We start from the raw sequence: 25,192 nt of genomic DNA, 5'->3' as shown, positions 1-25,192 counted from the left end.
TTAATAGGCCTTGTAGTCGGTGTAGCCGTGCTCCGCACCTCCATAATGAAGTCGTCTATCCGGTTCATTCAAAGGCAGGTCATGTTTTAGACGATACGTAAAGTCCGGATTGGCAATAAATGATTCCCCGAAACCAGCGAGATCTATAAAGTTTTCCGCTATTAAAATTTCAGCTTTTGCTTTGTCTATCCCTCCTGTTAAAATAATTGAACCTTTAAACCAATTACGAAACCTGTTTAGAAATCCTTCCGGTAATGCGAAACTCCCCCTGGATTTCTGATCCATGAGATGTATGAATATGATACCGCGCTCACTCAGTTCTTTAGCCAGGTAAGTATAAGTTTCCTCAATTTCAGGATAGTGCGGCAGTTCATGCAGGCCTCCATATGGCGTCAGCCGAATGGCTACTTTGCTCTTACCTACCGCTTTAATGCAGGCATCTATACATTCTAACAAAAACCGGCATCTGTTAACTACATTACCTCCATAAATATCATTACGGTTATTGATAGCCGGGTTTAAAAATTGTTCAATAAGATAGCCATTTGCGCCGTGCAGTTCAATTCCATCAAACCCGGCTTCGACAGCATTTTTTGCGGCATTTGCAAAATCGTTAACTACAACGCCGACCTCTTCGGTATTTAAAGCACGAGGTATTGAGCAATTGACAAAAGCTTCTTTTCCATCTTCGTCATATCCCCAGGCAAAAGAATTTGATGCCCTGATATTTGATGCGCCAAGGGGTGATTTTCCATTCGGTTGATTGGTTACATGCGATACACGGCCAACATGCCAGAGTTGGGTAAATATTTTAGTGCCCTTATCGTGGACAGCGTTTGTAACCAGTTTCCATCCATTGACCTGGGCTTCGTTAAACAATCCCGGTATATGCAATACCCCCATTGAAGTTGGCGATATAGCCGTGCCCTCGGTAATAATCAACCCTGCACCTGTTGTACCTGCACGTTGGGCATAATATTTAGCATTCATTGCGTTAGGGATGCTATCAGGGTTACGCGCCCTGGTCATTGGAGCCATGACGACGCGATTAATCAGGCTTAATTGGCCCAAAGTGAATTTTTCAAATAATTGCATTTGTTAAAGTTAAATAGCTGGTAATATGATTAAATAGATTGACGATCAGGATTTTGGATTATCGGCGATCCAGGTAGGATAGTCGGTGTAACCTTTGGCTCCGCCACCGAAGAAAAATTTCCGGTAAGGCTCATTCAACGGCAACCCATTCTTTAAACGGTAAGGCAAATCCGGATTGGCAATAAATGGCCTCCCAAAAGATATTAAATCAGCCCATCCCGCCGAAAGAGCTGCTTCAGCACGTTCAACAGTGTATTTACCAGTATAAATTAAGGTATGATTAAAAGCGTCCCTATAGGCTTGTTTGAAAGCTATCGGCATCATTGGTGCATTATCCCAATCTGCTTCAGCAATATGTATGTACGCAATCCCTATTTTATTGAGAATCTTGGCAGCCTCTATGTAAGTGATTTCTGGCGTAGCATCCCGGGCGCCCATCAGCGTTGTTAAAGGAGCCTGCCTAACGCCCACTTTTTCCGGGCCAATGGCATTGGCTACTGCTGTTACTACCTCTTCAAGAAATCGCAGCCTGTTCGCAATGCTTCCACCGTATTCATCCGTGCGCAAATTTGTTTCCGAATCTATGAACTGCTCAATCAGGTATCCGTTGGCCCCATGTAATTCAATGCCATCAAACCCTGCTGCTATCGCATTTTTTGCGGCTTGCGCGTATTCTTGAATGATCTTCTTAATTTCAGAGACGGTCAACTCACGGGGCATCGAATGCTGTACCATTTCTCCGGCTCCTGCGCCTGGCCCATTTCCCGATCCATCTAAAAAAACCTTCACCCCATCTGCAAGTATCGCCGAGGGAGCAACCGGCTGCGCGCCGTTTTCCTGCAACGTAACGTGCGAAATGCGCCCCACGTGCCATAATTGTGCAAAAATCAATCCGCCGTTTTGATGTACACTTTCGGTTACCAGTTTCCAGCCGGCAATTTGTTCCGTATTGAAAATCCCAGGTGTCCATGCATAACCTTGTCCTTGTTTACTGATTTGGGTACCTTCAGAAATAATTAAACCAGCCGATGCACGTTGGCTATAATACTTCGCCATCAATGGGGTAGCAATTTCTCCTTTAGCGGCTCTTGACCTGGTCATGGGCGGCATTACTATCCTGTTCTTCAGATCATATTGTCCCATTTGGTATTTACTAAAAAGCATAACTTTATTGTTAGTGAATCCCTTTAGCGGAATCGGCAACAAATTTCGCCAATCGTTAACTATAATTAAAATAAGCTAATTAATACATTTGTATCATAATAATGATAATTAAAGATGAGATTAGATATTGAATGGCTGCGAACATTTAAGGCAATATATGAAAAGGGAACGTTAACCGGCGCAGCAGAAATGTTGTTCATCTCACAGCCTGGAGTAAGCCTGCACCTCCATACATTGGAATCCTACACAGGATATAAATTATTTGAAAGATCGGCCAAAAGGATGGTACCTACAGAACGTGGCAAAGTTTTGTATAACGCTATTTTTGATGCCGTTAACAAACTGGAGCTCGTCGAAGAACTTTTCCATAAAAGCGCCAAAGAAGATCGAGTTACCATCAGTATCGGAATGTGTTTCGAAACATTTCAATTCATTTTGGAAAAATACATACCCGCCTTACCATTTAATGTAATCATTAAATTCGGAGAATACGGGCAAATGTTACACGACCTGGAAAGCGGGTTGCTTGATTTGATCATCACCCCGCAAAAGGGGAATGATAAAGTTGTAAACTACGAGCCCTTCGGTACAGAACGCATCGTAATGATCTGCGGATCAGAAACCGACACCGTATTAATTGACAACTTACTCCGTAAACATCAAAATGCAGAGGCCGAGATATTGTTAAAGAAACAGCTCTGGTACAGCACATCTGCTGATACGGAATATTTAAAACGTTTTTGGCAACTTAACTTCAAACATCATATCGACTTTAGGCCAAATTTTATAGTGCCCAATGTTTGTTCTATTGTGCGCTGTTTATCAGGAAACCAGGGATTTTCTGTAATACCTGATTTCCTTTGCAGAGAGGAACTCGTTTCAGGATCAATCAGGTTGTTTTGGGACGGAGATGTGCCGATTGAAAACACCCTGTACTTTGGCACAAGGAAAAATACCATTTACCGGGATGAGATTAACACCATCAAAAATATATTCAAGGAAAAAGAACGATTTGGCGAACTATCGAACGTAAGTAATTGAAATACAGAAATCAATACAAATAGCGAGTGAAATTTAAAGTCAGTATTTTTTTCAGGAACTAAGCTTTTAAACCTGTAATTTTTTCTGTGCGCTAATTTATAGCATTTAGCTTTCGCTGAATCGATAACAGACAAGATTGAACATTCGAGTTTAATAAGCTTACGGATGCTTCTAATTGACTCAATAGTACTGCACGGGTTTGTAAATCATCCTCTGAGTAGCTTCCTCCTTTCTTAAACAGCAGATCGAGCGTTTGGCTACTGGCACCGTTTAACTCAATCCCCAACCATCTTTTTTTTATGTTTTGCTGTACAGATAGGTTGTTATTGCCTATGTTAAGCTCGTTTCCGTTCATTAGCTGCCATATAAATTCGGGGTATTGACTGGAAACCCGCGGCTCGGTCCAAACATCAGATAGCAGATTTCTTTCATAGGTAAACGCTATTTTATTATGTCCTGATTGCAGGAGTTTAGCACCCAAATAGGCCGATACAATGGCTCCCCCGATAACGATCGTATTTTGAGGTGTGCTGCTTTTTACGAAAACCGGTGCCACTGTAGTTGCCGAACCAGCGAATATGGCTCCTATAGTTAAATTATTAGTTCTCTTTTTTTCATACCCATCCAAGTACCCTGCGGCTCTTTTCGTCCTTTCGGTTTCACAATTCAGCTCAGATGACAGTTCATCGAAAACCGTTTTTACCCTCCATATTTGGTCCTGTAGTTGGTGTCTTAACTCCAGTCTCCTAACCCTTGTCCTAGCAGACGAGTCATTTTGATTTACAAACAGTTTTTTGATAAGGGGTACCATTCCTGTAGCATTCGCTACCAGAATTTCTTTCCTGGTAAGATTGTTGCTTAATAACGAATCATTTTTAAATAAGGAATCAGGGTTAATAAATGAGGGTCTAATTTCTGTAAACTCTGCATTTATGTTTGAAATACAATAATCGTCCTTCATAATCAGCCGTAAGTTTTCTGCTTTTTTGGATATTGTACACCCCGTAAATAGAGATGAGAGTCCCATTAATAAAACTGAAGTGGCAAACAGTTGGTTTTTATTTTTCATGTTGAAATTGTTTAATTTGCACTTTGTACAAATTCTTCTTTTGCATAAAGTTAATGAGGGATCATTCTGGGTTGATAATCCTATTCGTTGAGAAGGCAAAAAGTGTCGTTGAATATGCTTCGAGAATATATGGTGATAAATATTTGCTGGGGTCAAAAGCCTTGTTCATCTTAACCGAATCCCAATATAAATCCTACGAATTCCATAAAAGCTTTTGCTTATGAGAGAACCAAGTTAGCCAACCGAACGCCTTAGAGATCAAGTTGTCTTTTGTTATTGTATTTACCCGTAATAGTATTATTTTTCAAGATGCCTGCAATTTTCCATCCATTTATCCACCTGCTATTCTTGGGTATTATTGCCTTATTCCCGGTAGTGAATCCCATAGGGTCAGCATTAATCATTCTACCATATTTTGCTCATCTTGATAAGGCTGAAAAGCGGAGGGCGGTTAATAAAATTACGATCTATGCTTTTTTTATATGTACCGTGTCGTTATTTGCAGGTCATTGGATATTAGAATTATTTGGTATTTCCATTCCGGTTATTCAACTGGCCGGGGGCATAATGATTTCCAAAATGGGTTGGGAGTTTCTTTCATCAGACAAGCAGGATGACAACCCGCAAGACGATCTTCCTGATGGTATAAAGCCATCCGGTTTCGATACCATAGAAAATAAATTATTTTATCCAATCACCTTTCCCATTACCACAGGGGCGGGTACCATTTCTGTACTGTTTACACTTAGCGCGCACAGTGCCTCACCCGATATGAAAAGCTATCTTATCAATACAGGTGCTATTTTGCTTTCAATCATTTTCATGTGTGTTCTTATCTATATATTTTACCTGAACACCAAAGTGTTGGTTGCATATCTGGGTTCAAATGGTGAAAAAATATTCAACCGGATTACTTCATTTTTGATATTCTGTGTAGGGCTCCAAATTGCTTTTACAGGTATAAAAAGCCTTTTTAATATATAGTACAACTGCAGTTTTTAAGGCTCATGAAGTTATTGCAGTTGATATAGATTTACAAGCCCCTCTTATTACATCAAAAATGGATTGCCTAATCTCAAGGTAACAGTCAACAATGAGCTGGGGAAAATCAAAGATTCGGGCCATGCTTAGTGAATATAAATATTGATCTGAATAAGCATTTTGAAATATTCCTAATGTTAAAGTGGTGTTGAATACCTGTTAAATCATTATATTTGAATTAAAGTCCCTTAATGTCAATTTATAGTAAACTCACAGATACTGATTTGGCCGCTTTGTTAACGCAAAGCAATAGGTTGGCTTTTGCAGAAATCTATGATCGGTATAAAGGTATTTTATTTGTCCATGCTTACAGACGGCTCGCCAACTCAGAAGAAGCAGAGGATGTAATCCACGACCTGTTCATTAATTTATGGAACAAGCGGGAAGATCTGAACATCAAGAACCACATGTCGGGTTATTTGTATACCGCGTTACGCAATAGGATATTTGATGTGATTAGCCGCAAAAAGATTGAATCAGCTTATATGGCTTCTATTGATTTAAACTTAGTAGCATCCGCTTACATTACAGATCATAAGGTACGCGAAAGCGAACTTGCTAAAATAATTGAAAAGGAAATTGCCGCACTTCCTGAAAAAATGCGTGAGGTTTTTCTATTGAGCAGGAAACAAAATTTAAATCATAAGGAAATTGCTGAAAAATTGGGAATTTCGGAGCAAACTGTTTCAAAACAAATCACCAGGGCCTTAAGAATACTAAGAATGCGTTTGGGAATTGTTGTATATATTATTTATATCTTTAAATTACACTGATTTTTTTTAAGAATTTTAGGAAATTGGTTTGTTTTGGCCAAGTGCGTGGCCATTTAAATTAAATTTCTTTATTTTTTATGCGGATTTGCGAAAAGCAAACAAATTTAATGGCAAAACTAATTCAACTATAAAAAAAAAGAAGTTTTTCTGCCCGTTTTTTTATTGATTCAGGCACAATGTGGTTTATCTGCAAGGAAAATTAATAAATATTTTACTTTTTTTTAATTTAACGTACCTGTTAAGCTCCAGCTAACCGTCTTTAGTGTATAGTTGATCAAAATCCCTCAAGTATGGATAAACATGTACTCCAAAATTTACTTCTGAAGCACAAAGCCGGCGAATGTTCGGAAGAAGAAATTGCAATACTTGAGAACTGGTATTTACAATGGAAACCAAATGAAGAATTGCAAGTACCGCATACTGCAATTCAGAAATCGGTTGATGATGTATGGAATAGAATTGAGCGGGACTCTATATCATACAACGCTGTAAAACAAATGTGGACACGTATTGCTGCCGCCGCTGCAATATTAATTCTATTTGGTACCGGAATTCACTTTTATAGGGCAAAAAGCAAGGTTTTAACACCAACTGAAATTTCGGCCATAATGCCTGGCGGGAATAAGGCTATCCTTACTTTATCAAATGGTGCCAAGGTTTACCTGGCTGACGAGCCAAGCGGGAAAACTATCAAGCAAACCGGAGTAACCATTATTAAAAGCACAGATGGCGAAGTTAGCTACAAAGCTGATGCAACCAACAATGATGCCGTTGCTTACAATACCATCAATACCCCAAACGGCGGACAATTTCAAATCATTCTTCCTGATGGCTCACATGTTTGGTTAAACGCGGCGTCGAGCATTCGTTATCCAACCGTTTTTAACGGAAGCGAGCGTAAGGTGGAAGTTACTGGGGAGGTTTACTTTGAGGTAGCGAAGAATGCGCAGAAACCTTTTAAAGTGAAGATTAATCAAGGTGCCGAAGTAACCGTTTTAGGAACGCATTTTAATATTAATGCCTATACCAACGAGCCAGTTATGCAAACCACGCTTGTTGAGGGAGCTATTCGTATCACGGCTGGTAATCTTTCCGATAAGTTATTGCCGGGGCAACAGGCCAATGTTGGTCACCTGCCGTCAGGTTCGGTCTATTTAAACAAAGTTGAAGGTGCCGATATTGAACAGGTAATGGCATGGAAAAACAATTTATTTAGTTTTCAGGATCTGCCGTTTGATAAGGCAATGCGGCAGCTGTCGCGCTGGTACGATGTGGAAGTGGTATACCAAGATGGCGTACCGGATACCCGTTTTGGTGGCGAGATGGGGCGTGATGTTAATTTTTCAAAAGTATTGTTCTTCTTGTCGAAGTTGAACATACACTACAGGATGGAGCAAGGCAAGCGCCTTGTGATTACAAAATAAGCATCTAACTTTTAAATATTGATTAAAAAATGAAAGCAAAGACATTTTGTTATAGGATATCTATTGTCTTGATCGTGCTGCTCTTTAGCTCGTTTGCAAAAGCGCAATCAGTCACGTTTTCGGGCAAGGATGTTCCCCTGGTAAAAGTATTTACCAATATTAAACAACAAACGGGTTACTCGGTATTTTATACCGAAAACCTTTTAAAACAAGCCAAGCCTGTTACTTTAAATGTAAAATCTTTGCCACTGTTAGAATTTCTGGGCCGGTTATTTAAGGATCAGCCTGTGGATTTTATTATTGAGAATAAAACCATTATGCTCATACCAAAAGGAGCCAAAACCAATGTAGTGCCAGGCATTGTAGAAGGTATGGTGGTTGATTCGTTAACCGATAGCCCTTTGCCTGGAGCAACTATATCGGTTTACACTAAAAATAAGGCAACAACAGCCGATAACAAAGGCCGGTTTACCATAACAGCCGTAACAGGTGACAGGCTATTGATCTCTTTTATTGGCTTTAAACCTTATTTCTACACAGTTGGCGAAGAGAACAAAAAAATAAAAATAATTCTTGCTGCGGTTGATCATAAGTTGAATGAGGTAATGGTTACAGATGGTTATCAGCAAATTGACAGCCGAAATTTAACCAGCGCCATCACTACTTTAAAAGCGGCAGATATTTTAGTGCCCGGTATCTTCTCTATTGATCAGGCGCTGGAAGGGCGTGTTCCCGGCATGTTTGTGCTGAATAATTCGGGCGAGGTTGGTGCGGCGCCTAAAATACGCATCAGAGGAACATCATCTGTTTTAGCCAGTCGCGATCCGGTATGGGTGGTTGATGGTGTTGTGGTTAACGACCCGATAGGCGTCGATCCTCAAAGTATTAATGATCTTGATTTTGTGAGCCGTTTGGGTAATTCCATCTCGGGACTAAATCCGTTTGATATTGAACAGATCGATGTTTTGAAGGATGCTTCTGCTACAGCACTGTACGGTGTCAGGGCCGCCAATGGAGTAATTGTGATCACAACCAAAAAGGGACATGCAGGGCCATCTGTAATTAACTACAGCAGTTCGGTTAGTTTCAATGCCCGTCCCAGCTACAGCGATCACAATATCAACGTGATGAACTCTGCAGAGCGTATAAACTACTCAAAAGATGTTATAGCCAGCGGTATAGCCTACCCGTCAAATATTAATTATGTAGGATACGAAGGTGCAATTAGTAAATTATATGCCGGGCTTTACACTTACGATCAATTTCAGCAAGCAGTAAACAAACTGGAATCAAATAATACAGATTGGTTTAAGGTGATCACCCAAAATGCTGTCTCAACCAAAAATGATTTGAGTATTTCCGGGGGCACTGATAAGCTTGGCTATTTCGCATCAATCGGCCAGGCGGCCCAAACCGGCACGCTTAAAACCGAAGGGGTAAAACAATATAATATTTTTGTAAAACTGAACGCCAAACTTACACCTAAGTTAACCTGGGATATTAACCTAAGAAACAATATAGAAACCCGTAATTACGTGGCATCATCGGTTAATGCATTATCATACGCATACAACACAAGCCGGGCCATACCAGCCTATAACGACGACGGTTCGCTAAGTTACTACGGCCGACAGGATTTCTTTACGGGCAAAAATTTCAATTTTAACATTTTGAATGAAATGCAGCATTCAAAGGATATCAGTGATAATTCAGGTGTGAACTTAAGTACCGATCTAAACTATAAACTTAACCGCGATTTGAATGGCACATTTTTACTTTCCTATTCCCGCAACAATACCGACGAAAAAATCAGTTATGATGATAATACGTTTTACGCAGCAGGCCTGAGGCAAAGCGAATTTGGGGTAACGCCAAATCCTTTGTCTACTCTATTGCCTTATGGGGGACAATTAACCACCAACCATATTTTAAATGCCTCGTACCTGGTTAGGGGCCAGCTTAATTACAACAAGCAAATAGGGCGTAAAAAAAGAGACAATTTAAGTTTAATTCTCGGATCGGAAATAACATCCAACAGCTATAATGGATCTAATATTACCCGAAGAGCGTTTATGCCCGATAGGGGCGATTCTTTTGCTCCCGTAAACCCGGTTACGTATCCGGCTTATGCGCAATGGGCCAATGTAACCAACGTAGATCAAATTACGGAGAGCCTTAGTAATCTTGTATCCGGTTATTTTTCAAGTACCTATAGCTTCAACAACCGATACATTTTCAATTTTAATACCCGTACCGATTATTCAAACAAATTCGGCGCATCGAGTCAGGAGAAATTCTTACCAACGTGGTCGCTCTCCGGCAGGTGGGATATTACACAAGATTTTTTCAAAAAATCAGAAAGTGTTGATATGTTGGCGCTCAAGGCTTCATACGGTTACCAGGGAGATATACTGGATAATGCTACCCCAAATTTGATTATTAAACAAGGTACTCTTGACCCTATCACCGGTCAATATTCTTCTACCATTTCATCTTATCCTAATCCCAATTTAAATTGGGAGAAAACCGGACAATTTAACCTCTCATTAGATTTTGCATTGTTTCACAAGATCAATGGTTCGATTACCTATTTTAATAAAAAAACAACCAATGCTTTTTTGAATAAACAGGTAAGTGATGTAAATGGAAGGACAACATATGTCGTAAACTCAGGAACGATCGAGAACAAAGGGATAGAATTACTGTTAAGCTTTACACCGATTAACAATTTGGGAACCAGCAAGGAACGGAAAGGCTTTGTATGGCGCGTTGATCCTGAACTGGGCCAGGTTATTAATAAACTGCTTGCCAAAGCTATCGATAATAACGGTCAAAACCAGTCTGTTGGTGTTTCAAACCCTAACACCTATCAAAACTACCTTAATGGATCACAAATCATCAATGGAAAACCGGTAGACGTTTTTTACTCTTACCAGTTTAATGGTTTAAACCATCAGCTTGGATACCCCACGTTTAAAAACGTATCTGCAGCTGATAACCTGATCTATGCAAAGGAAACACCAGACCAGGTATACCAAACGGTATTAGCAGCTTCCGGAAATCGTGTGCCTACGCTTCAGGGTGGCATTAATAACTATATTAGTTATCGCAATTTCACATTTAGCTTTAACCTGGCTTATAGCTTAGGCTCTAAAATTCGTTTAAGCAAGCTGTACACCGGTTCAGATAATCAAATTTATCTATCGGGAACAGCGGCCCCATTGCCAGAGCAAAATGTACCCTTACTGTTTTTAAGCCGTTGGCGCAAACCCGGTGATGAGGTATCTACTAATATACCAGGACTGTTGCCGGGAACATTATACGCGAGTACTTTAACTAATTCTTCCGCAGGACAAACTTACCAATATGCGCTAAACATGTGGCAGATGTACGATCAATCGGATATCAGGGTAGCAAGCGGCGACTTTTTAAAGATAAAAACGATGAGTTTCAGATATGCCTTGCCGGATAGGTTGATTAAGCGGATTGGATTTAAGTCGGCAGCGGTAACATTATCAGGCATCAACCTGTACACATTCGCAAGCAAAGCCCTTAACGGACAAGATCCGGAGCAAACCGGCTTTGATGATACTGTGCAGCTTCCGCAGCGCCCAACATATTCTTTTGGTATTGATGTTTCATTCTAAAAAAACTATTGTTATGAAAGTATTAAAATTTAGGCATCAGGTATTTCTGATCCTTTTACTATCCGTGTTGACGTCAGGGTGTAAAAAATTCCTTGCAGAACAATCTCAAAGCCTGCAGTATGCCAACACATGGACAAAGCTTCAGGAGGTATTGAACGGTACGGGGTATATGCCGCATTACCTGCCGCCAATTCCAACTACATCCTACAAAAATCAAGCTCCACCGGTTTACTTTGCCTGGCTGAATGCCATGGATGACGATATTACCGAAGCTGTAATATCGCCTTACTATACAGATCAACGTAACGATGTGTTCGGCTTTTACACCTGGCAGGCTAACCCCTTTGTTAGCAACACGTATGTAGTTGGCACCGATGATACCTGGGCAAAGGTGTATGTTAATATTAACGCCTGTAATGTAATAGCCTATCAGGCAACGACCTTGTCAGATAATCCAGCCGAACTGAAACGAATACGGGGCGAGGCGTTGTTTCTGCGGGCCAATTATTATTTTTACATGGTTAATACCTATGCGAAAGCGTATAATCCAGCTACAGCCAAAACAGATCCGGGCGTACCTTTAAAAACTGCAGAGTTTGTTCAGGATAACCTCTTCACACGGTCAACCGTTGATAGCGTTTACCAGCAAATGGTGACAGATTTAAAAGATGCAGAAACCCTGCTTACGGGTGTAACGCAAAGTTCTATCTATCATGTTGATGTTAATGCTGTTAATATTTTGCAAAGCAGGATTTACCTTTACATGCAAGACTGGGCAAACGCTGCCGCTGCCGCGGATAAGGTAATAGCCAGAAAGCCCTTGCTATACAATCTGGCCAGTTACCAGCCACATACCAGTTTCTTTTCATCAAGTTCGCCGGAGGCGGTATTTACACAAGGGGGTAACGCGATGTGTTTTTTGATGAGCGAAAACTTCCCCAAAACTTTTCAACCATCGCCCAATTTGATGAGTTTGTATGATCCTACCGATTTACGGTTAAGCTCCTTTTTTGAGAAAGATAACCTGGGTAAATACCGATACACCAAAATGTACATTTCAAATACCTATAACGTACAGCCTATTGAAGTATTTGCCGATAATTTTTTTATGCGCAATGCCGAAGCTTACCTCAACAAAGCTGAAGCTGCGGCCATGTTGGGTAATACTGCCGATGCTAATACCGCCATCAACAGTTTGCGCAAGTCGCGGTTTTTGGCGGCGAATTATATCCCGGTTAACTTAAGCGATGCCAACCTGATCAACTTTGTGAGGGATGAAAGAAGACGTGAACTTTGCTTTGAAGGCCACCGGTGGTTTGATTTAAAGCGATACGCTGTGAATAATAAGTATCCCTTTACAAAAACCATTGTGCACACCTACTCTGATGTAGTTTACGGCAGTGCACCTTTTTTGAAGGCAACATTGACCTTAGTACCCGGTGACCCGGATTATCTGATCCCCATCCCAGCAGCAGCCATTGTATTTAATCAGGGTGCTTTAGTACAGAACCCGGCACGCCAGAACAGAACTTTTTAACTTTTTAAAACCGATAAAAATGAAAAAATATATCAGCTTCTTTTTGCTTTGTGGGATGCTTGGCCTGGTTTCTTGCAAAAAGACTAACCCATTGGTTGTGGATCCTAATATGCCCGATCCATTTACCAGATATGATAATTCATCCAGTACGCTTGATCATCAAATATACCAGGTTTATACCTCAACGGGAATACCCTTGCTGTATAATGATACCTTGACTAAAACGCCTTTTAACAGGTTAAATATCGGGTATCATTTAACCAGTTTAGATTCTTTAGTTACATTTAGGCTATCAAAAAGCACGGATGATAAACTTGCCGCGGTAGCCTTTATTCGCGATCAAATCATTCCTGCTTTAGGAACCAAGCTAAAACCATATTCCATCTTTATAGTCGATTCCGTTTTTACCTATTCCATTTCTTACTACGGAAAGACCAAAGTTATGCTGACAACTTACCAAGGCCTGAATACGGTAGTGATAGGCAAAATCGGTCAGATCAGAAGCATGATACCCGACTCCATCAAAACCTATAAACGAGACATTTTCAAATCTATTTTAAGCGGAAGCTTGGCCAGTCAGACGTCTTTACTTACTAACTTTTATGCCGTTAGTGCGGCATATTACAATAAAGCTGTTTATGGTCCTACGCTTACCTCTTATTATCTTCCCTATTTACCGGAAGAAGCTTATGGTATGCTCGCACCTAATGGGGTTACACCGTCAGTTTATTATGTTTTACCGTCGCAGGCTACCGATGTTTCGCAATATCTAAACGTAATGTTGGTTTTATCGGCAAGTGATTTTGCCGCAAAATATGGTAATTACCCGTTGGTGATGACTAAATACGCACTTTTAAAACAAGCTTTAATTTCATTGGGATTTACGTTTCCGCAATAATAAATAAGTTATGAGGTTTTTTTTAACAGCAATTGCATAGCTGTATCACCCAATTATTGCCCAAACAACGCCGTCACGGAAATATTGAACCCAATAATTTATAATCATCTGTAATTTTTATGAAAAAGTTTATCACAGCAATCTTAACAGTATGCTCATTTACAGTTATTGCGCAGCAACATTTTATTATAGAAGGTAAAGTGGGTACGCTTGATAGTCGAAACAAAGCTTACCTTACTTTTCTTACCTCCTCCGGTAATTTTAAAACGGATTCGGCCGTATTAAATAATGGTTTGTTTGCCTTTAAGGGAGAAACCGCCGATATTGTAGATGCAAGTTTGCTACTGGTACATAGCGGTGAGAACATGTGGCAGATAACAAAGGCTGATAGATTATTCCTGATACTTGAAGAAGGAACCATAAATATATCTGCCAGCGATTCGCTTATCCATGCTAAAACAACCGGCACACCATTAAATATAGATTATGCCGAAATTGCAAAGGCGAAGGAGCCAGCCCAATTAAAAATAGCGAGTTTACAAAAGCTTTATAAAGATTATCAGGCGCAGGGCAAAGCTTCTGATTTTGAAAAGCAATATGCTACCGAGTTTAAAGCAGCTTCGGATGCGTGTGAGAAAATTGATTTTGATTACATCAGATCACATCCTAACTCTTACATGAGCTTGCTGATATTACAAGTTTATATCACATCAAAATCTATAAGTCAAATCATTGAACCACAATTTAATGCTCTTTCACCCGCTATTAAAAATTCACAACTGGGTAAATCAACCGTTGTTGAAATTGATAAGTACAGGAATGTTGAGGTAAATGCCCTGGCACCTGATTTTACTCAGCCAGATACTGCCGGAAAAGATATTGCACTGTCTTCCTTAAAAGGCAAATATGTTTTAGTTGACTTCTGGGCGAGTTGGTGCAAGCCATGCCGTGCAGAAAATCCGAACGTTTTAAAGGCGTATAATACATATAAAAACAAAAACTTTGTGGTGATGGGCGTATCACTTGACAACCCTAACGCAAAAGAGCAATGGCTAAAAGCAATTGCAGAAGATCACCTCAGTCAGTTTATCCAAGTTTCTGATTTGAAAGGTGGCAGTAATGAAGCGGCCTTACTTTACCAGGTACGTAGCATTCCGCAAAATTACTTAGTTGGCCCTGATGGCAAGATCATTGCCAAAAACTTGCGCGGCGATGCCTTGCAGGAAAAATTGGCTTCATTATTCAACTAATAGGTGGCTGCTCTTGGTCACCGCATATCAATAACTAACAAACACATCTTTAAATAGAAAAATATGAAAACAATGAAAAAAAATCTAGCTTTGGCCATACTTTTTATCTTCGGATTGATGCCAATAAGCAGTTTTGGTCAGCAAAAAATATTCAAAGTTAGGGTGCAATGGCAAGGGGGGGATGGCAAACAGGTTTTACTTAGCCGTACCGAAAATGGTTTGGAAATTAAGTTAGATTCTGTACATATTGTTAATGGCACAGCCGACTTGAACATACCCGCTACAAAACTTTTTAGTTCTGTTTATCTTAGTCTTAATCACGCTTACATGCAGGAGCTCCTGGTGTACCCAGGCGTAACTACTGTACAGGTTACCAATGATGCAGCATCATCAGTTGGTAGTACAGTTAAAATTAGCGGCGATTTAAGCCAGCAACTTTATCAGGAAAAGCTGCACGTGTTTATGACCGGGTTGCTGGCCAATATGGCTCGTTCTCATGCTTTACGCAAAATTGGTAAAGATTCGGTTAAGAAGGACTCCATTATGGCGCATTATAGGGTTAAGTTTGATAGTCTGCAGCATGCACAGGACTATATAACCACGAAGTACCCTGATGAAGATATCGCTGGCTATATTTTAACTTTACGAGCACCTTTTTTATCAGTAGCGGAAAGAGAAAAAGAGTTTAACAGCCTATCGGCAAGAGTGAAAAATGGCCCTTATGGAGTTGCGGTTAAAGATATAGTTACGTCTATAGAGAACCGGAAAATCGGACATCCTGGTTTTCAATTCGCTGAGAACACCAAGGATAACAAGCCTGTTAAATTAGCCGACTATAAAGGTAAATATGTACTTATAGACTTCTGGTCTTCTACATGCGGGCCATGCCTCAGAATGGCTCCAAAAATGAAGAAGTTGTATGATGCCTATAAGGACAAAGGGTTTGAAATTATTGCTGTATCGCTTGATAAAAAGCGTGAAGATTGGCTTCGAGCAGCAGAGCAACATCAAATTAGCGGTATTTTGGTATCATCGTTAAAAGGTGGCGACGATCCGATTGCCAAATACTATGGTGTGCAACAAATGCCAGCAATGATCCTGATCGACCGTCAGGGCAATAATGCCGGACAGGTGGACCCTGAAAAACTTGATGAAAAGCTTGCCGAGATTTTTGACAAGATCTAATAGTTAACAAAAACTTATTATGGAATACCTGTAAGCAGATTTATATGTTGAAAAATAGTTTATTGTGTCTGTTTATCTTGATACAATCAGCATCTTTCACATGGGCACAATCCAACGTGCCCATGTCTTTTGAAAAAGATTGCCAGAAAGTAATTAAAGAAGTTAGTCCTGCTTGCGTTAAAATATCTGCCTATGATCGGGTTTTAAAGAAAACCGACAATGGGAGCTTTAGCGGTGTGGTTGTGACGGTGGATGGGTATATACTCACTGCTGCTCATGCTACGATTGCAGGCCAAGGCTATACAATTCAATTTCCGAATGGAAAAAAATGTATTGGCACAGCTCTGGGCAGAGTACAATTTGTAGATGCTGCCCTGATAAAAATTGATAGTGCCGGTTCATGGCCTTATTGCAAAATTGGTAGATCAAAGGATTTAAAAATTAATCAGCCGTGCTTGAGTATTTCTTATCCTGCAAGCTTAAGTTTACTTTCTCGACCCGTGGTACGACTGGGGTATATTATCAATCCTACGGCAGATTCCTGCAAGATCCAAACTACCTGCTTAATGGAACCGGGAGATTCCGGCGGAGCTCTTTTTGACTTGAGCGGGCATGTGATAGCCTTACATAGCCGCATCAGAAAGTCGCTTACCGAGAACATGGAAAACCCGGTTGATAATTACCTAAAATATTGGCGATTATTACTAACCGGTCAAACTTTTCCTAAAGGATTTATACCTGCCGATTCCAACAGCATAGAAACGCCGTTTTACCGTAAACAAGATAAAGGGTTTAAAGGTTTAGACGGAGTTGAAAACAGCATTGCCAAAGCGTTAAAAGACAAGAAAAACGTATGTGTTCACATTAGTAGCAGTAGGGGGCAATTTAAAGTTTATGCTTTGGGGACCATCGTTACGGTGAACGCTAAAAAATTTATTATTAGTAAAAGTTCGATAGTTGGGAATGATCCTCAAATAAATTTAATCAATGGAGTATCCGTAAAAGCAGAAGTGATAGGCAGAGATGCAACGAACGATCTGGTGCTGATTGCTGCCGATGATCTTCCCGGCGGAATCATGATGAGGCGCGAAACTACCAATACAACGAGTGTTGAAGATGAAGGGCGCTTTCTGGTTTCTGTATCGGATAGTTTAAATACCCGTATTGGTGTTTTAGGTTTAAACTCAATCAACGTCCCGCGCTTTTCAGCAGGCTTTCTGGATATCAAGTTTATTGACGTAAACGGTAAAATAAAAGTAGGATACTCCGATTATACATCAAGCCAATCTTCTGCATTACAAATAGGCGATGTGGTTCAATCTTTAAACAAACAAAATATAAACTCGCTAAACGGTCTTCATAATAAGATAGATAGCTTAAGGCCGGGAGACGAGGTGGAATTTGGTGTTTTGAGAAATGGTAAAGCTGTCATAGTAAAAGATGTGATTGGGAAAAGATCAAAAGTATTTAATAGGCATATAGCCGACTTTTTTCAGGGCGGTCCAAGTCTACGAAACGACGATTTTAATGATGTTTTTGTTCACGATGGCCATATACTACCTAAAGAATGTGGCGGACCGGTTTTTGATTCCAAGGGTGAATTCGTTGGAATCAATATTGCAAGGCTGAGCAGAGTCAATAGTATCGGCATACCGTACACAGCAATTTACTCTTTTCTGATATCACAATTAACAAAGATATCATCGTTATGATTGGATATTCCGGGAGGCTTGACCAGGCTATTTCGTGCGCTTTGGAGCACCGAGTTGTGTAAGCAATTAAGAAAATCGCAATTAATAATCAATAAATTAATATGGTCAAAGTGTTACGGAATTAACTGTTTGCTATTCCGGAACGGGGTGATCAATGGCTCCGGAATGTCCAATCTATCGCAAATTTCAGTTTTGGCTTGTCCTGTAACCTGTTTTTCTCATGTTTTAAAAATTGCTTTTCCAGCCAGGGTAAAGTTGGTTTGGTGTAGAGTGAACTTGATTTGATGGGAATACCTACTTTATTGCCGTTTGCATCCAGCAGGCTATAAATCAGTCCTTTGTTTTGGAACATTTGGCTGTCTTCTGCTCCCCGATCAGCGATAACATTAAACTGTTTCAGTACCGCATTTAATTCGGCAATCGAAGTGAATTTATAGGAACTGATCGCTGCATTTACCGTATTGCTGATTGCCCGTTTCGTCGGCAGTTTTCCGTAAAGCGCCTTTTCAATATCAATGGCTTTAATGGCAGATTCAGTTTTATAGGTCTTGCTTTGTGCCTTGACCAGCTTAAATTCCTCTTCGATTTCTTTTCTTGCCCTTTCGGACTGGTTGGCCCCGATGTTATGCAGGTCTATCCGCTTGCCGTTTGCCTGGATATTTGTGGTGACTAAATGGATGTGGTCGTGTCCCGCATCATTGTGACGGTAGGCTATAAATGGTTGGTCGCCAAAACCGATCCTGTCCATATAGGTGATGGCTATCTTTTGCAGGGCTTCATCTGTCAGTCTTTCGGCGGCATCAAAATTCAGGGAAATATGGAGTGTATTGGTTTTAACGTTCGGGCTAAGCATGAGCAGGTTTCCAAACCGGTGCAGCTTTTGGTTAAAATTCATCCGCTCGATATCACCGGCAAAGCCGCTGGCTAGAATCAGTTCGGCTTTGCCCTCCAGCACTTTGTTTTCGTTATAATGCAGTGCGCCCCTCAAACTTTTTCCTGCTATGATCTTGGCAACCATTTTTCAGCTAATCGGTTAATGAGTATCAATAAGCTATCCGTTTTAGCTTCTACTTTTTCATATAGTGGTAGTATTCTCCTGATTTGAAATGCCTGCGCATTCTCCCTTTTGTCACTATGAAATGCTTTGGTGATCTGGTTGATATTGATGCCTATTGCCCGCAGTTCTTTACGGATCAATGCCAACTCTTCCATTGTAGAATTGAGGGTAATGTCTTTATAAAAAAGGGTGATCTTTTCTTTGCTCAGGATCTTCCTTGCCGCTTCTCCGATGGTGTGGCAGTCACTGCTTTTACTGATCTTTTCCAGTCTTTTAAATGCGGCATCGGTTAACCTGATCCTTAACACACGGGTCAATGTTTCTTCGGGATTGGCAGATTTTTTCCTGGGCATTACATTAGTCGTTTTATGTTTCCAGAAGGGGCAAGTTCCGCAGCCCCTTCGTTTCTTGTGGTAACAAGCAAAGAGGTTTCCGTAGACGGAAATACATCTTTGCTGCACCCTAAATGGGGGCTGCGCGACCTGCAAAATCCTGCTGGAAATTGGTTTGGCACTAAACATTTCATCATTGGATTGCGGGCTTTATCTGAACAGGTTTTGTTCCTCTTTGAGTTGCCTTTGTTCTTCCTCCATCGGTAGCATGGATCGTAAAAGCTGCCGGATTCTCTTACGTTCGGGGATGGCTTTTTTCTTTGGCAGCACCTCTTTATAAGCAAGCTTATCGGGCTTGGTATCTTTGCTTAATTTTACATTTTGTCTCATGGCATAATTTTGTATTTGCCAAAGATTGACGGTAAAATTTGCAGGTCTTCCCATGCTGGGAAGGGATGGGGTTTTTAAACAGCCTGCGTTTTGTAATAGCATCCACATGCTTGTTAAAGAATATTGCATAATTTAGTACGACACTTGTTGCTATGGAAGAATTGAAATTGCATTGCGCTGGCCTTATTAATCGAATGGACGGAGAACTGTTAAACATTAGATTAGAATACCCAGCTACTCAAAAATGGTCGCAAAAATCTATTCCCTATATTAAAACGCTTCTTGAAGAGTTAAGAATTTACATTCTAAAGCATCCTTTTAAAAAGAGATCAGAGGAAATCTATTTTTTCAAAGAGGTTAAGCCTGTAGTTATGGGCAAGCTTATTTTTATGTGTGAAGTCCATAATAAAGAAATATTCCGGCCAATTGCAGGAAGTGCAGAGGAAAAAGATTATTTGGCCAATGAGGTTGAAAAGATCGAAGACTTCTTTCATAACCACCAGGATTTATATGAATATTATCGGGATGTCGCTGACGTGGATAAAACACACCAAAATGACCCCTTTTGGCCCACTCAAAAAGGTCCCCTTTGCCAGTTGAAACTTTAATCCTGATATACCGGATGATATAGATTTTAATACGTTACAAATGATCAGCGGTAACAGCGATCTTCCAGAGCGCATGTTAGATGCACTTGATAACCTGAAAGATAAATGGGAAGAAGAGGATAGAGATATTGATTATGATGATTCAGATGGGGGTAAACCGAAAGAATAAATTAGCTTTTAACTTGAGTATCCATTATCTGTTTCATTAAAATGAAGGAAAATTTAACACCTTCTTTTTCCGAAATGATATCTTTAAGTAAGATTTTTGTATCCGGTTCGTAAGCAATTGGAAAAGAAATAGACAAATAAGTCATTCGTTTAAACTTAGGTTCCCAAAAGCGATATTTAACTTCCGGCTTTCCAAGATACTTTTTAATAAATTTGTCTATAGTAAGCCCCTCTTTATGCCAGTTTACCACCGACTTGTTAACCCAAACATCATCCCATTTTTCAAAGAAGGGAAAATGCGCAAAAATATTTCTTACAAACTTAAAAACCTCACTCCCAATTTCTGATTCCATCGGTGGCCGCTCTTTTTTCAGGGATTCTATTACATACTTTATTGGTTCATAATTTAGGAGTTCTGCATAAATTGCAAATGACTGAGATATTTTAGAAAATCTTTCCCAATCATTCTTCAGCCAAAAATCTTCATTCATAACCTCATCGAATAGATCATAAAAACGATTATATGCCAGGGTTAAAAACTGAAACTCGGCGGAAGTAGGCTTTATCGAATCATTCATTTTAGAAGTTTTTACTAAGATATAATTAAAGTTCCCAATATAGTCCTATGTTGGGAATGGCTCTTATATAGTCTTCGCAACTTTGATTTTAAACACATTATAAGCCTGCGTATGGAATCAGAACATCATAATCAAAGTAACATTAGGCCGGAAATCGCCGTCCAAATTCTTGCTAAAAACGGCATTAAAGTCAATGTCGATGAAGCTAAAAACATCTTGGAATTGCTATTTTTTTTAGTTAACTTGTCTGTAGATCAATTAGTTGATCAGGATAAAAAACCTTGATTTTGCGCTTTATAGGTGCATTTTCAATATTGTTTACTTAACAGCTTATTATGAAAAAAGCAATTCTCTACATCCGCGTAAGTACGGATGAACAAGCAGACAAAGGCTACTCCCAACGTGACCAACACGAACGTCTGCAACGCTATTGTGAGCAAAACTCCATTGCGGTTTTAAACATCATTTTTGAAGATCACTCTGCTAAAACATTCAACCGTCCAGCATGGACAAGGATGCTTTCAGAACTACGGAAAAGCAAATCTAAGCCTGATGCTATTCTATTTACAAAATGGGATAGGTTCAGCAGAAATGTTAGCGAATCTTATCAGATGATCGGCGTTCTATCCAAGTTAGGAGTGCAGCCCATTTCGATAGAACAGCCGCTGGACATGACCATTCCTGAAAGTAAAATGATGCTGGCTATCTATCTTGCCGCAGGTGAGGTAGATAATGACCGCCGGGCATTAAATGTATTTTACGGAATGCGGCGGGCAAAAAAGGAAGGGCGTTTTATGGGTACGGCTCCACTTGGTTATAAAAACCTTTCTTCCCCTGAAGGAAAGAAATATATAGCGCCCTTTGAGCCGGAAGCTGGAATTATGAAATGGGTATTTCAGGAGATATCAAGGAATGTATTTGCAGTTGACCAGATTAGGAAAAAAGCTAATCAACTTGGACTGGTATGTACCCGAATGACCTTTTGGAGAAATGTACGCAACCCTGTTTATTGCGGCAAATTGATAATCAAGCAGCACAAGGATGAAGAGTCGTATATAGTGGACGCACAACATGAGCCGTTAGTTTCACAAGCATTATTTTATGATGTACAGGACATCTTAAATGGACGAAAGCGCGTCCCTGCCGCAAAATTACTTTCTATGGAACTCTTACCACTAAGGAACTTTATTAAGTGCAACAAGTGTCATAAAATGTTAACTGGTAGTTCTTCAAAAGGTAAGCACAAACATTACTACTATTACCACTGCGACCATATTTGTGGTGTGCGGCATAATGCGATTGAGACAAACAAATTATTTCTTGATTTACTTAGAACATGGGTGCTAAATCCCGCCGCTGTAGAGTTGCTAAAACTGGTAATATCCTCTGTATACAAAAGTCGAACAAAAAATGAGTTCAATGCAAAAACGCAAGTGATGACTGACATCACAAAACAGAACGAGAAAATTGCGAAAGCCCGGCGGCTATTACTGGACGAGGAAATTGAATCTTCGGACTATAAGGAGATAAAAGCGGATTGTGACGCTGTAATCGCACGTTTAGAGGTAAAATTACAGGAAGTTTCTGAATCAAAAGTTATTCGATTAGACATTGATAAATTGACCGATAAGATCATTTCCACGTTTTGTAACCTCGATAAAGTATTTGAAAAAGCAACACTCCAAAAACAGCGTCATATCCTGTGTTCACTTTTCCCCGAAAAAATCGAATTTGACGGGGAGGGACATCGAACACCTCGGGTCAACACAATAGCCAAAGCTATTTGGTTGATTAACAATGAGTTAGGTAGCTTAAAAACAGATACAGCGCCTGACTTTCAGACGCTGTATCGTGGGGTGGTCCCGACGAAACTATTTTATCTCCGGCAACTATTTAGTTTTCAATATCTTATGTGGCTTTGATCGCGTTACTCACCGAATCACTCACCAGCTAAATCATTCAGAATGACTGCAAATTGTATTTTAAAGATAAGCATATTATTTTAACTTTCAAAACGTATTCTCAAAAAATCAAACCAAATTGTGTCTACTTTTATTGTTGAAAATTTAAGCGAAGCCATGAACGAAAAAGAAACAACTGCAACCAACAAATTTTTGAGCCTCGTACTAAGGCATCAGCCGCAACTGATCGGTATTGATTTGGACGAGCAGGGCTGGGTAAATGTAAACGAGCTATTAGAACAGGCTAATGCATATGGTCACCATTTAGATCTGGAGTTATTAAACCATGTGGTTGAAACCAGCAGTAAAAAACGTTTTGCATTTGATGAAAACAGGCAAAAAATTCGCGCCAGCCAGGGACATTCAATTGATGTTGAATTAGGTTATGAGGCGCAAATACCGCCGGACGTACTTTATCACGGCACGGGCGAAAAATCTGTGGCTGCCATTCAGAACACTGGTCTTGAAAAACGGAGCCGGCAACATGTACATTTAAGTAAGGATATTGAAACAGCAATACAGGTTGGAAGCAGACACGGCAAGCCGGCAATATTTAATGTACTTTCAGGCGAAATGTATAAAGAGGGCTACATATTTTACCTGTCTGAAAATAGGGTTTGGTTGACCGACCGGGTGCCTGCCCGGTTTTTAAATCTAAACACTTAACAATATTGAAATATGATCAAGCCGGAATGGATACCCTCGGGATATCATGACAAAACTAACGAGAATCTAGTTGTTGAAGTGACTAAGATCAATTATAGTTTGAATAATCGCAAGCCTGCACCACCTAAAACTGGCTTTAAGCGGAAAGTGTCAAATAAGCTCACAAATTAACCCCGCCAAGCTTCTTACTTCCACGAAGTCATCATTAATAAATTGCGTGTTCGTATGCGAATCTGTGCAGATCAGCTTCTTAATTAATCCACTATCTTTCAGTTTGTTGATGCCATCGTTCACAAATAAACCATGGGTAGTAATAACATAAATATCGCCGGCACCGGCGTTTTTATAAGTTTTGGCCGCATTGATAATACTGCCGCCAGAGCGGATCATATCATCATAAATGATAACCGTTTTGCCGTCTACATCAGCATTAATAGCGCTTACCTCGGTATGGTCGCCTTTCAAACGACGCTTCAGGATAAAAGCGGCGTTTACGCCCAGGTCGTTAGCTAACGATTCCACCCATTTAGCCCGACCCGCATCGGTGCTGGCCATTACAAAGTTATCGCCACCGTATTCAAGAGCTGCTTTTATCACGATGTCTTTACAGTAAACATGTACCGGGTAAAGATCATGCTCAAAGTAATATTGAATACCTTCAGAGTGCAGATCGAAGAGTAAGACTTTATTCCCTCGGTTTGATCTTGGAATAGCCGACAGTAGCCGAGCCCGAGTTTTAGCAGTTACAATTTCACCGCTTAGCACCGCCCGCTCCATGGTTGAATAACCAAAATACGGGATAACCAGCGTTAATGAGTTAGCTCCATAGCTAACCAATGAAGATGCCAGATCATACAGTTCTAAAGTAGCGCCATCGTTTACAGTGCCGCCGATCAATACCACATTCCTGTTCTCTATTTGAGAGATAATGCGTTGATAACGCTCGCCATCGGTAAAGTGGCTTACTTCCAGTTCGCCTTTCTCAAAATCGCCGCAAGCCATTACCTTTTCGGCCAGGTACTCATAACCCTTTATGGCGAATAATAGCTTTTTCATATGTAACTAGTTAGCATTTATTTTTACCTGTTCAAATGTAATGGTATTTAGCAGTTTGCCATTTTCAAAAACGGTGTACAACTCATTGGCTAATTCTAAATGTTCCTGCTCGTTTACCGTTTTAAAGAAGCCATTTATTTTTACCAGTTTTAAACGGCCGCCCTTGCTCTTTTTAAAGCTTGGGGTGATGTTACCCTGGGCATCCATCTCGGTCGGGCTTTTTTCTACGGCTACTTCCTGTCCGTTAATTACTGCGCTGCTGCATTTCAGAGCAAATTTCTGAGTATCGCGATCAACCTTTTGCAGTAAGGCTCCCCCCATACCCAGCACAAGGTTTTCGGCGCTGATCTCATTTGCTTTTAGAGCATTGTAAATGTTAATGATCTCAGCATAATTTACACCATCGCCTTGGATTACTCTTACTTGAGGTGGTAATACTTTATATCCTTTGTTATTGGTGGTAAAACCGAAGGTTTCGAACAAGATCTTAAATATCTCCAGCAAGGTCATGATCGGGTCGCCACTATCTGGACGAATTAC

At 40.2% G+C, this 25,192-nt stretch carries 24 protein-coding genes; 15 read left to right on the top strand and 9 right to left on the bottom strand.

What is annotated here, in order from left to right:
* Positions 1-1,095: an alkene reductase gene (locus BDD43_RS09915; protein ID WP_121197528.1), complete on the bottom strand. Its 1,095-nt coding sequence runs from the start codon at positions 1,093-1,095 to the stop codon at positions 1-3.
* Between the two features lie 45 nt (positions 1,096-1,140).
* Entirely contained in the window at positions 1,141-2,259 is a 1,119-nt protein-coding gene (locus BDD43_RS09910; protein ID WP_121201944.1) for an alkene reductase, read from the bottom strand.
* A gap of 114 nt (positions 2,260-2,373) precedes the next feature.
* Between BDD43_RS09910 and BDD43_RS09905 the strand changes: the two genes are divergently transcribed.
* Positions 2,374-3,300 carry a LysR family transcriptional regulator gene (locus BDD43_RS09905; RefSeq protein WP_121197527.1) on the top strand — a complete coding sequence of 309 codons (927 nt, stop codon included), beginning with the start codon at positions 2,374-2,376 and terminating at the stop codon, positions 3,298-3,300.
* A 91-nt stretch (positions 3,301-3,391) separates the two neighbouring features.
* Here the strand turns inward: BDD43_RS09905 and BDD43_RS09900 are convergent, their stop codons facing one another.
* A complete protein-coding gene (locus tag BDD43_RS09900) occupies positions 3,392-4,369 on the bottom strand; it encodes a hypothetical protein (protein WP_121197526.1) in 978 nt (325 codons plus the stop codon).
* 309 nt (positions 4,370-4,678) lie between these two features.
* On the opposite strand from BDD43_RS09900, the gene BDD43_RS09895 reads away from it, so the two are divergent.
* The 9 genes from BDD43_RS09895 to BDD43_RS09855 all read left to right on the top strand — a co-directional run bounded on the left by BDD43_RS09895 (position 4,679) and on the right by BDD43_RS09855 (position 17,836).
* The gene (locus BDD43_RS09895) at positions 4,679-5,353 is read left to right on the top strand and encodes a MarC family protein (protein WP_121197525.1); all 675 of its coding nucleotides are present in this window, start codon (positions 4,679-4,681) and stop codon (positions 5,351-5,353) included.
* Positions 5,354-5,601: 248 nt separating this feature from the next.
* Positions 5,602-6,183, top strand: a complete 582-nt coding sequence (locus tag BDD43_RS09890) for an RNA polymerase sigma factor (protein WP_121197524.1) — start codon at positions 5,602-5,604, stop codon at positions 6,181-6,183.
* 290 nt (positions 6,184-6,473) lie between these two features.
* Positions 6,474-7,607 (top strand): FecR family protein, encoded by a 1,134-nt coding sequence (locus BDD43_RS09885; RefSeq protein WP_121197523.1) that lies wholly within the window; start codon positions 6,474-6,476, stop codon positions 7,605-7,607.
* A 29-nt stretch (positions 7,608-7,636) separates the two neighbouring features.
* Positions 7,637-11,254: a SusC/RagA family TonB-linked outer membrane protein gene (locus BDD43_RS09880; RefSeq protein ID WP_121197522.1), complete on the top strand. Its 3,618-nt coding sequence runs from the start codon at positions 7,637-7,639 to the stop codon at positions 11,252-11,254.
* A 13-nt stretch (positions 11,255-11,267) separates the two neighbouring features.
* Positions 11,268-12,791 carry a RagB/SusD family nutrient uptake outer membrane protein gene (locus tag BDD43_RS09875; protein WP_162847019.1) on the top strand — a complete coding sequence of 508 codons (1,524 nt, stop codon included), beginning with the start codon at positions 11,268-11,270 and terminating at the stop codon, positions 12,789-12,791.
* A gap of 19 nt (positions 12,792-12,810) precedes the next feature.
* Positions 12,811-13,689, top strand: a complete 879-nt coding sequence (locus BDD43_RS09870; protein ID WP_147425602.1) for a hypothetical protein — start codon at positions 12,811-12,813, stop codon at positions 13,687-13,689.
* A 119-nt stretch (positions 13,690-13,808) separates the two neighbouring features.
* Positions 13,809-14,939, top strand: a complete 1,131-nt coding sequence (locus BDD43_RS09865; protein ID WP_121197519.1) for a TlpA disulfide reductase family protein — start codon at positions 13,809-13,811, stop codon at positions 14,937-14,939.
* 63 nt (positions 14,940-15,002) lie between these two features.
* Positions 15,003-16,124, top strand: a complete 1,122-nt coding sequence (locus BDD43_RS09860) for a TlpA disulfide reductase family protein (RefSeq protein ID WP_121197518.1) — start codon at positions 15,003-15,005, stop codon at positions 16,122-16,124.
* Positions 16,125-16,246: 122 nt separating this feature from the next.
* Positions 16,247-17,836 (top strand): trypsin-like peptidase domain-containing protein, encoded by a 1,590-nt coding sequence (locus BDD43_RS09855; RefSeq protein ID WP_162847018.1) that lies wholly within the window; start codon positions 16,247-16,249, stop codon positions 17,834-17,836.
* A gap of 151 nt (positions 17,837-17,987) precedes the next feature.
* Here BDD43_RS09855 and BDD43_RS09850 read toward each other — a convergent pair whose 3' ends face one another.
* The 3 genes from BDD43_RS09850 to BDD43_RS29685 form a co-directional block, all read right to left on the bottom strand.
* Entirely contained in the window at positions 17,988-18,854 is an 867-nt protein-coding gene (locus tag BDD43_RS09850; protein WP_121197516.1) for a relaxase/mobilization nuclease domain-containing protein, read from the bottom strand.
* Positions 18,836-19,246: a plasmid mobilization relaxosome protein MobC gene (gene mobC / locus BDD43_RS09845; protein ID WP_121197515.1), complete on the bottom strand. Its 411-nt coding sequence runs from the start codon at positions 19,244-19,246 to the stop codon at positions 18,836-18,838. Before mobC ends, BDD43_RS09850 begins: the two co-directional genes overlap by 19 nt.
* Before the next feature lie 189 nt (positions 19,247-19,435).
* Positions 19,436-19,615 carry a hypothetical protein gene (locus BDD43_RS29685; protein WP_147425601.1) on the bottom strand — a complete coding sequence of 60 codons (180 nt, stop codon included), beginning with the start codon at positions 19,613-19,615 and terminating at the stop codon, positions 19,436-19,438.
* 152 nt (positions 19,616-19,767) lie between these two features.
* On the opposite strand from BDD43_RS29685, the gene BDD43_RS09835 reads away from it, so the two are divergent.
* A complete protein-coding gene (locus BDD43_RS09835) occupies positions 19,768-20,223 on the top strand; it encodes an RteC domain-containing protein (RefSeq protein ID WP_121197513.1) in 456 nt (151 codons plus the stop codon).
* A gap of 40 nt (positions 20,224-20,263) precedes the next feature.
* Entirely contained in the window at positions 20,264-20,392 is a 129-nt protein-coding gene (locus BDD43_RS30790; RefSeq protein ID WP_262707408.1) for a hypothetical protein, read from the top strand.
* 1 nt (position 20,393) lies between these two features.
* Here the strand turns inward: BDD43_RS30790 and BDD43_RS09830 are convergent, their stop codons facing one another.
* Positions 20,394-20,969, bottom strand: coding sequence for a hypothetical protein (locus tag BDD43_RS09830; RefSeq protein ID WP_121197512.1), 576 nt, complete (start codon positions 20,967-20,969; stop codon positions 20,394-20,396).
* A 111-nt stretch (positions 20,970-21,080) separates the two neighbouring features.
* On the opposite strand from BDD43_RS09830, the gene BDD43_RS29965 reads away from it, so the two are divergent.
* The 3 genes from BDD43_RS29965 to BDD43_RS09820 all read left to right on the top strand — a co-directional run bounded on the left by BDD43_RS29965 (position 21,081) and on the right by BDD43_RS09820 (position 23,596).
* Positions 21,081-21,254, top strand: a complete 174-nt coding sequence (locus BDD43_RS29965; RefSeq protein ID WP_162847017.1) for a hypothetical protein — start codon at positions 21,081-21,083, stop codon at positions 21,252-21,254.
* A gap of 50 nt (positions 21,255-21,304) precedes the next feature.
* Positions 21,305-22,891: a recombinase family protein gene (locus BDD43_RS09825; protein ID WP_121197511.1), complete on the top strand. Its 1,587-nt coding sequence runs from the start codon at positions 21,305-21,307 to the stop codon at positions 22,889-22,891.
* A gap of 120 nt (positions 22,892-23,011) precedes the next feature.
* The gene (locus BDD43_RS09820) at positions 23,012-23,596 is read left to right on the top strand and encodes an RNA 2'-phosphotransferase (RefSeq protein ID WP_246001521.1); all 585 of its coding nucleotides are present in this window, start codon (positions 23,012-23,014) and stop codon (positions 23,594-23,596) included.
* Between the two features lie 150 nt (positions 23,597-23,746).
* Here the strand turns inward: BDD43_RS09820 and BDD43_RS09815 are convergent, their stop codons facing one another.
* Positions 23,747-24,652, bottom strand: coding sequence for a ribose-phosphate diphosphokinase (locus BDD43_RS09815; RefSeq protein ID WP_121197509.1), 906 nt, complete (start codon positions 24,650-24,652; stop codon positions 23,747-23,749).
* 6 nt (positions 24,653-24,658) lie between these two features.
* Complete coding sequence (locus tag BDD43_RS09810) at positions 24,659-25,189, bottom strand: hypothetical protein (protein ID WP_262707449.1); 531 nt, start codon at positions 25,187-25,189, stop codon at positions 24,659-24,661.
* Positions 25,190-25,192 lie beyond the last annotated feature (3 nt).

Origin of the sequence: Mucilaginibacter gracilis (genome assembly GCF_003633615.1) — a bacterium.
GTDB lineage: Bacteria > Bacteroidota > Bacteroidia > Sphingobacteriales > Sphingobacteriaceae > Mucilaginibacter > Mucilaginibacter gracilis.
The sequence above is the reverse complement of the archived record's forward strand: the minus strand, read 5'-3'. Positions and strand labels throughout refer to the sequence as shown.

Coding starts and splice junctions, on each gene's coding strand:
- BDD43_RS09915 (WP_121197528.1), bottom strand. CDS start 1,095: ATGCAATTATTTGAAAAATTCACTTTGGGCCAATTAAGCCTGATTAAT.
- BDD43_RS09910 (WP_121201944.1), bottom strand. CDS start 2,259: ATGCTTTTTAGTAAATACCAAATGGGACAATATGATCTGAAGAACAGG.
- BDD43_RS09905 (WP_121197527.1), top strand. CDS start 2,374: ATGAGATTAGATATTGAATGGCTGCGAACATTTAAGGCAATATATGAA.
- BDD43_RS09900 (WP_121197526.1), bottom strand. CDS start 4,369: ATGAAAAATAAAAACCAACTGTTTGCCACTTCAGTTTTATTAATGGGA.
- BDD43_RS09895 (WP_121197525.1), top strand. CDS start 4,679: ATGCCTGCAATTTTCCATCCATTTATCCACCTGCTATTCTTGGGTATT.
- BDD43_RS09890 (WP_121197524.1), top strand. CDS start 5,602: ATGTCAATTTATAGTAAACTCACAGATACTGATTTGGCCGCTTTGTTA.
- BDD43_RS09885 (WP_121197523.1), top strand. CDS start 6,474: ATGGATAAACATGTACTCCAAAATTTACTTCTGAAGCACAAAGCCGGC.
- BDD43_RS09880 (WP_121197522.1), top strand. CDS start 7,637: ATGAAAGCAAAGACATTTTGTTATAGGATATCTATTGTCTTGATCGTG.
- BDD43_RS09875 (WP_162847019.1), top strand. CDS start 11,268: ATGAAAGTATTAAAATTTAGGCATCAGGTATTTCTGATCCTTTTACTA.
- BDD43_RS09870 (WP_147425602.1), top strand. CDS start 12,811: ATGAAAAAATATATCAGCTTCTTTTTGCTTTGTGGGATGCTTGGCCTG.
- BDD43_RS09865 (WP_121197519.1), top strand. CDS start 13,809: ATGAAAAAGTTTATCACAGCAATCTTAACAGTATGCTCATTTACAGTT.
- BDD43_RS09860 (WP_121197518.1), top strand. CDS start 15,003: ATGAAAACAATGAAAAAAAATCTAGCTTTGGCCATACTTTTTATCTTC.
- BDD43_RS09855 (WP_162847018.1), top strand. CDS start 16,247: ATGTCTTTTGAAAAAGATTGCCAGAAAGTAATTAAAGAAGTTAGTCCT.
- BDD43_RS09850 (WP_121197516.1), bottom strand. CDS start 18,854: ATGGTTGCCAAGATCATAGCAGGAAAAAGTTTGAGGGGCGCACTGCAT.
- mobC (WP_121197515.1), bottom strand. CDS start 19,246: ATGCCCAGGAAAAAATCTGCCAATCCCGAAGAAACATTGACCCGTGTG.
- BDD43_RS29685 (WP_147425601.1), bottom strand. CDS start 19,615: ATGAGACAAAATGTAAAATTAAGCAAAGATACCAAGCCCGATAAGCTT.
- BDD43_RS09835 (WP_121197513.1), top strand. CDS start 19,768: ATGGAAGAATTGAAATTGCATTGCGCTGGCCTTATTAATCGAATGGAC.
- BDD43_RS30790 (WP_262707408.1), top strand. CDS start 20,264: ATGATCAGCGGTAACAGCGATCTTCCAGAGCGCATGTTAGATGCACTT.
- BDD43_RS09830 (WP_121197512.1), bottom strand. CDS start 20,969: ATGAATGATTCGATAAAGCCTACTTCCGCCGAGTTTCAGTTTTTAACC.
- BDD43_RS29965 (WP_162847017.1), top strand. CDS start 21,081: ATGGAATCAGAACATCATAATCAAAGTAACATTAGGCCGGAAATCGCC.
- BDD43_RS09825 (WP_121197511.1), top strand. CDS start 21,305: ATGAAAAAAGCAATTCTCTACATCCGCGTAAGTACGGATGAACAAGCA.
- BDD43_RS09815 (WP_121197509.1), bottom strand. CDS start 24,652: ATGAAAAAGCTATTATTCGCCATAAAGGGTTATGAGTACCTGGCCGAA.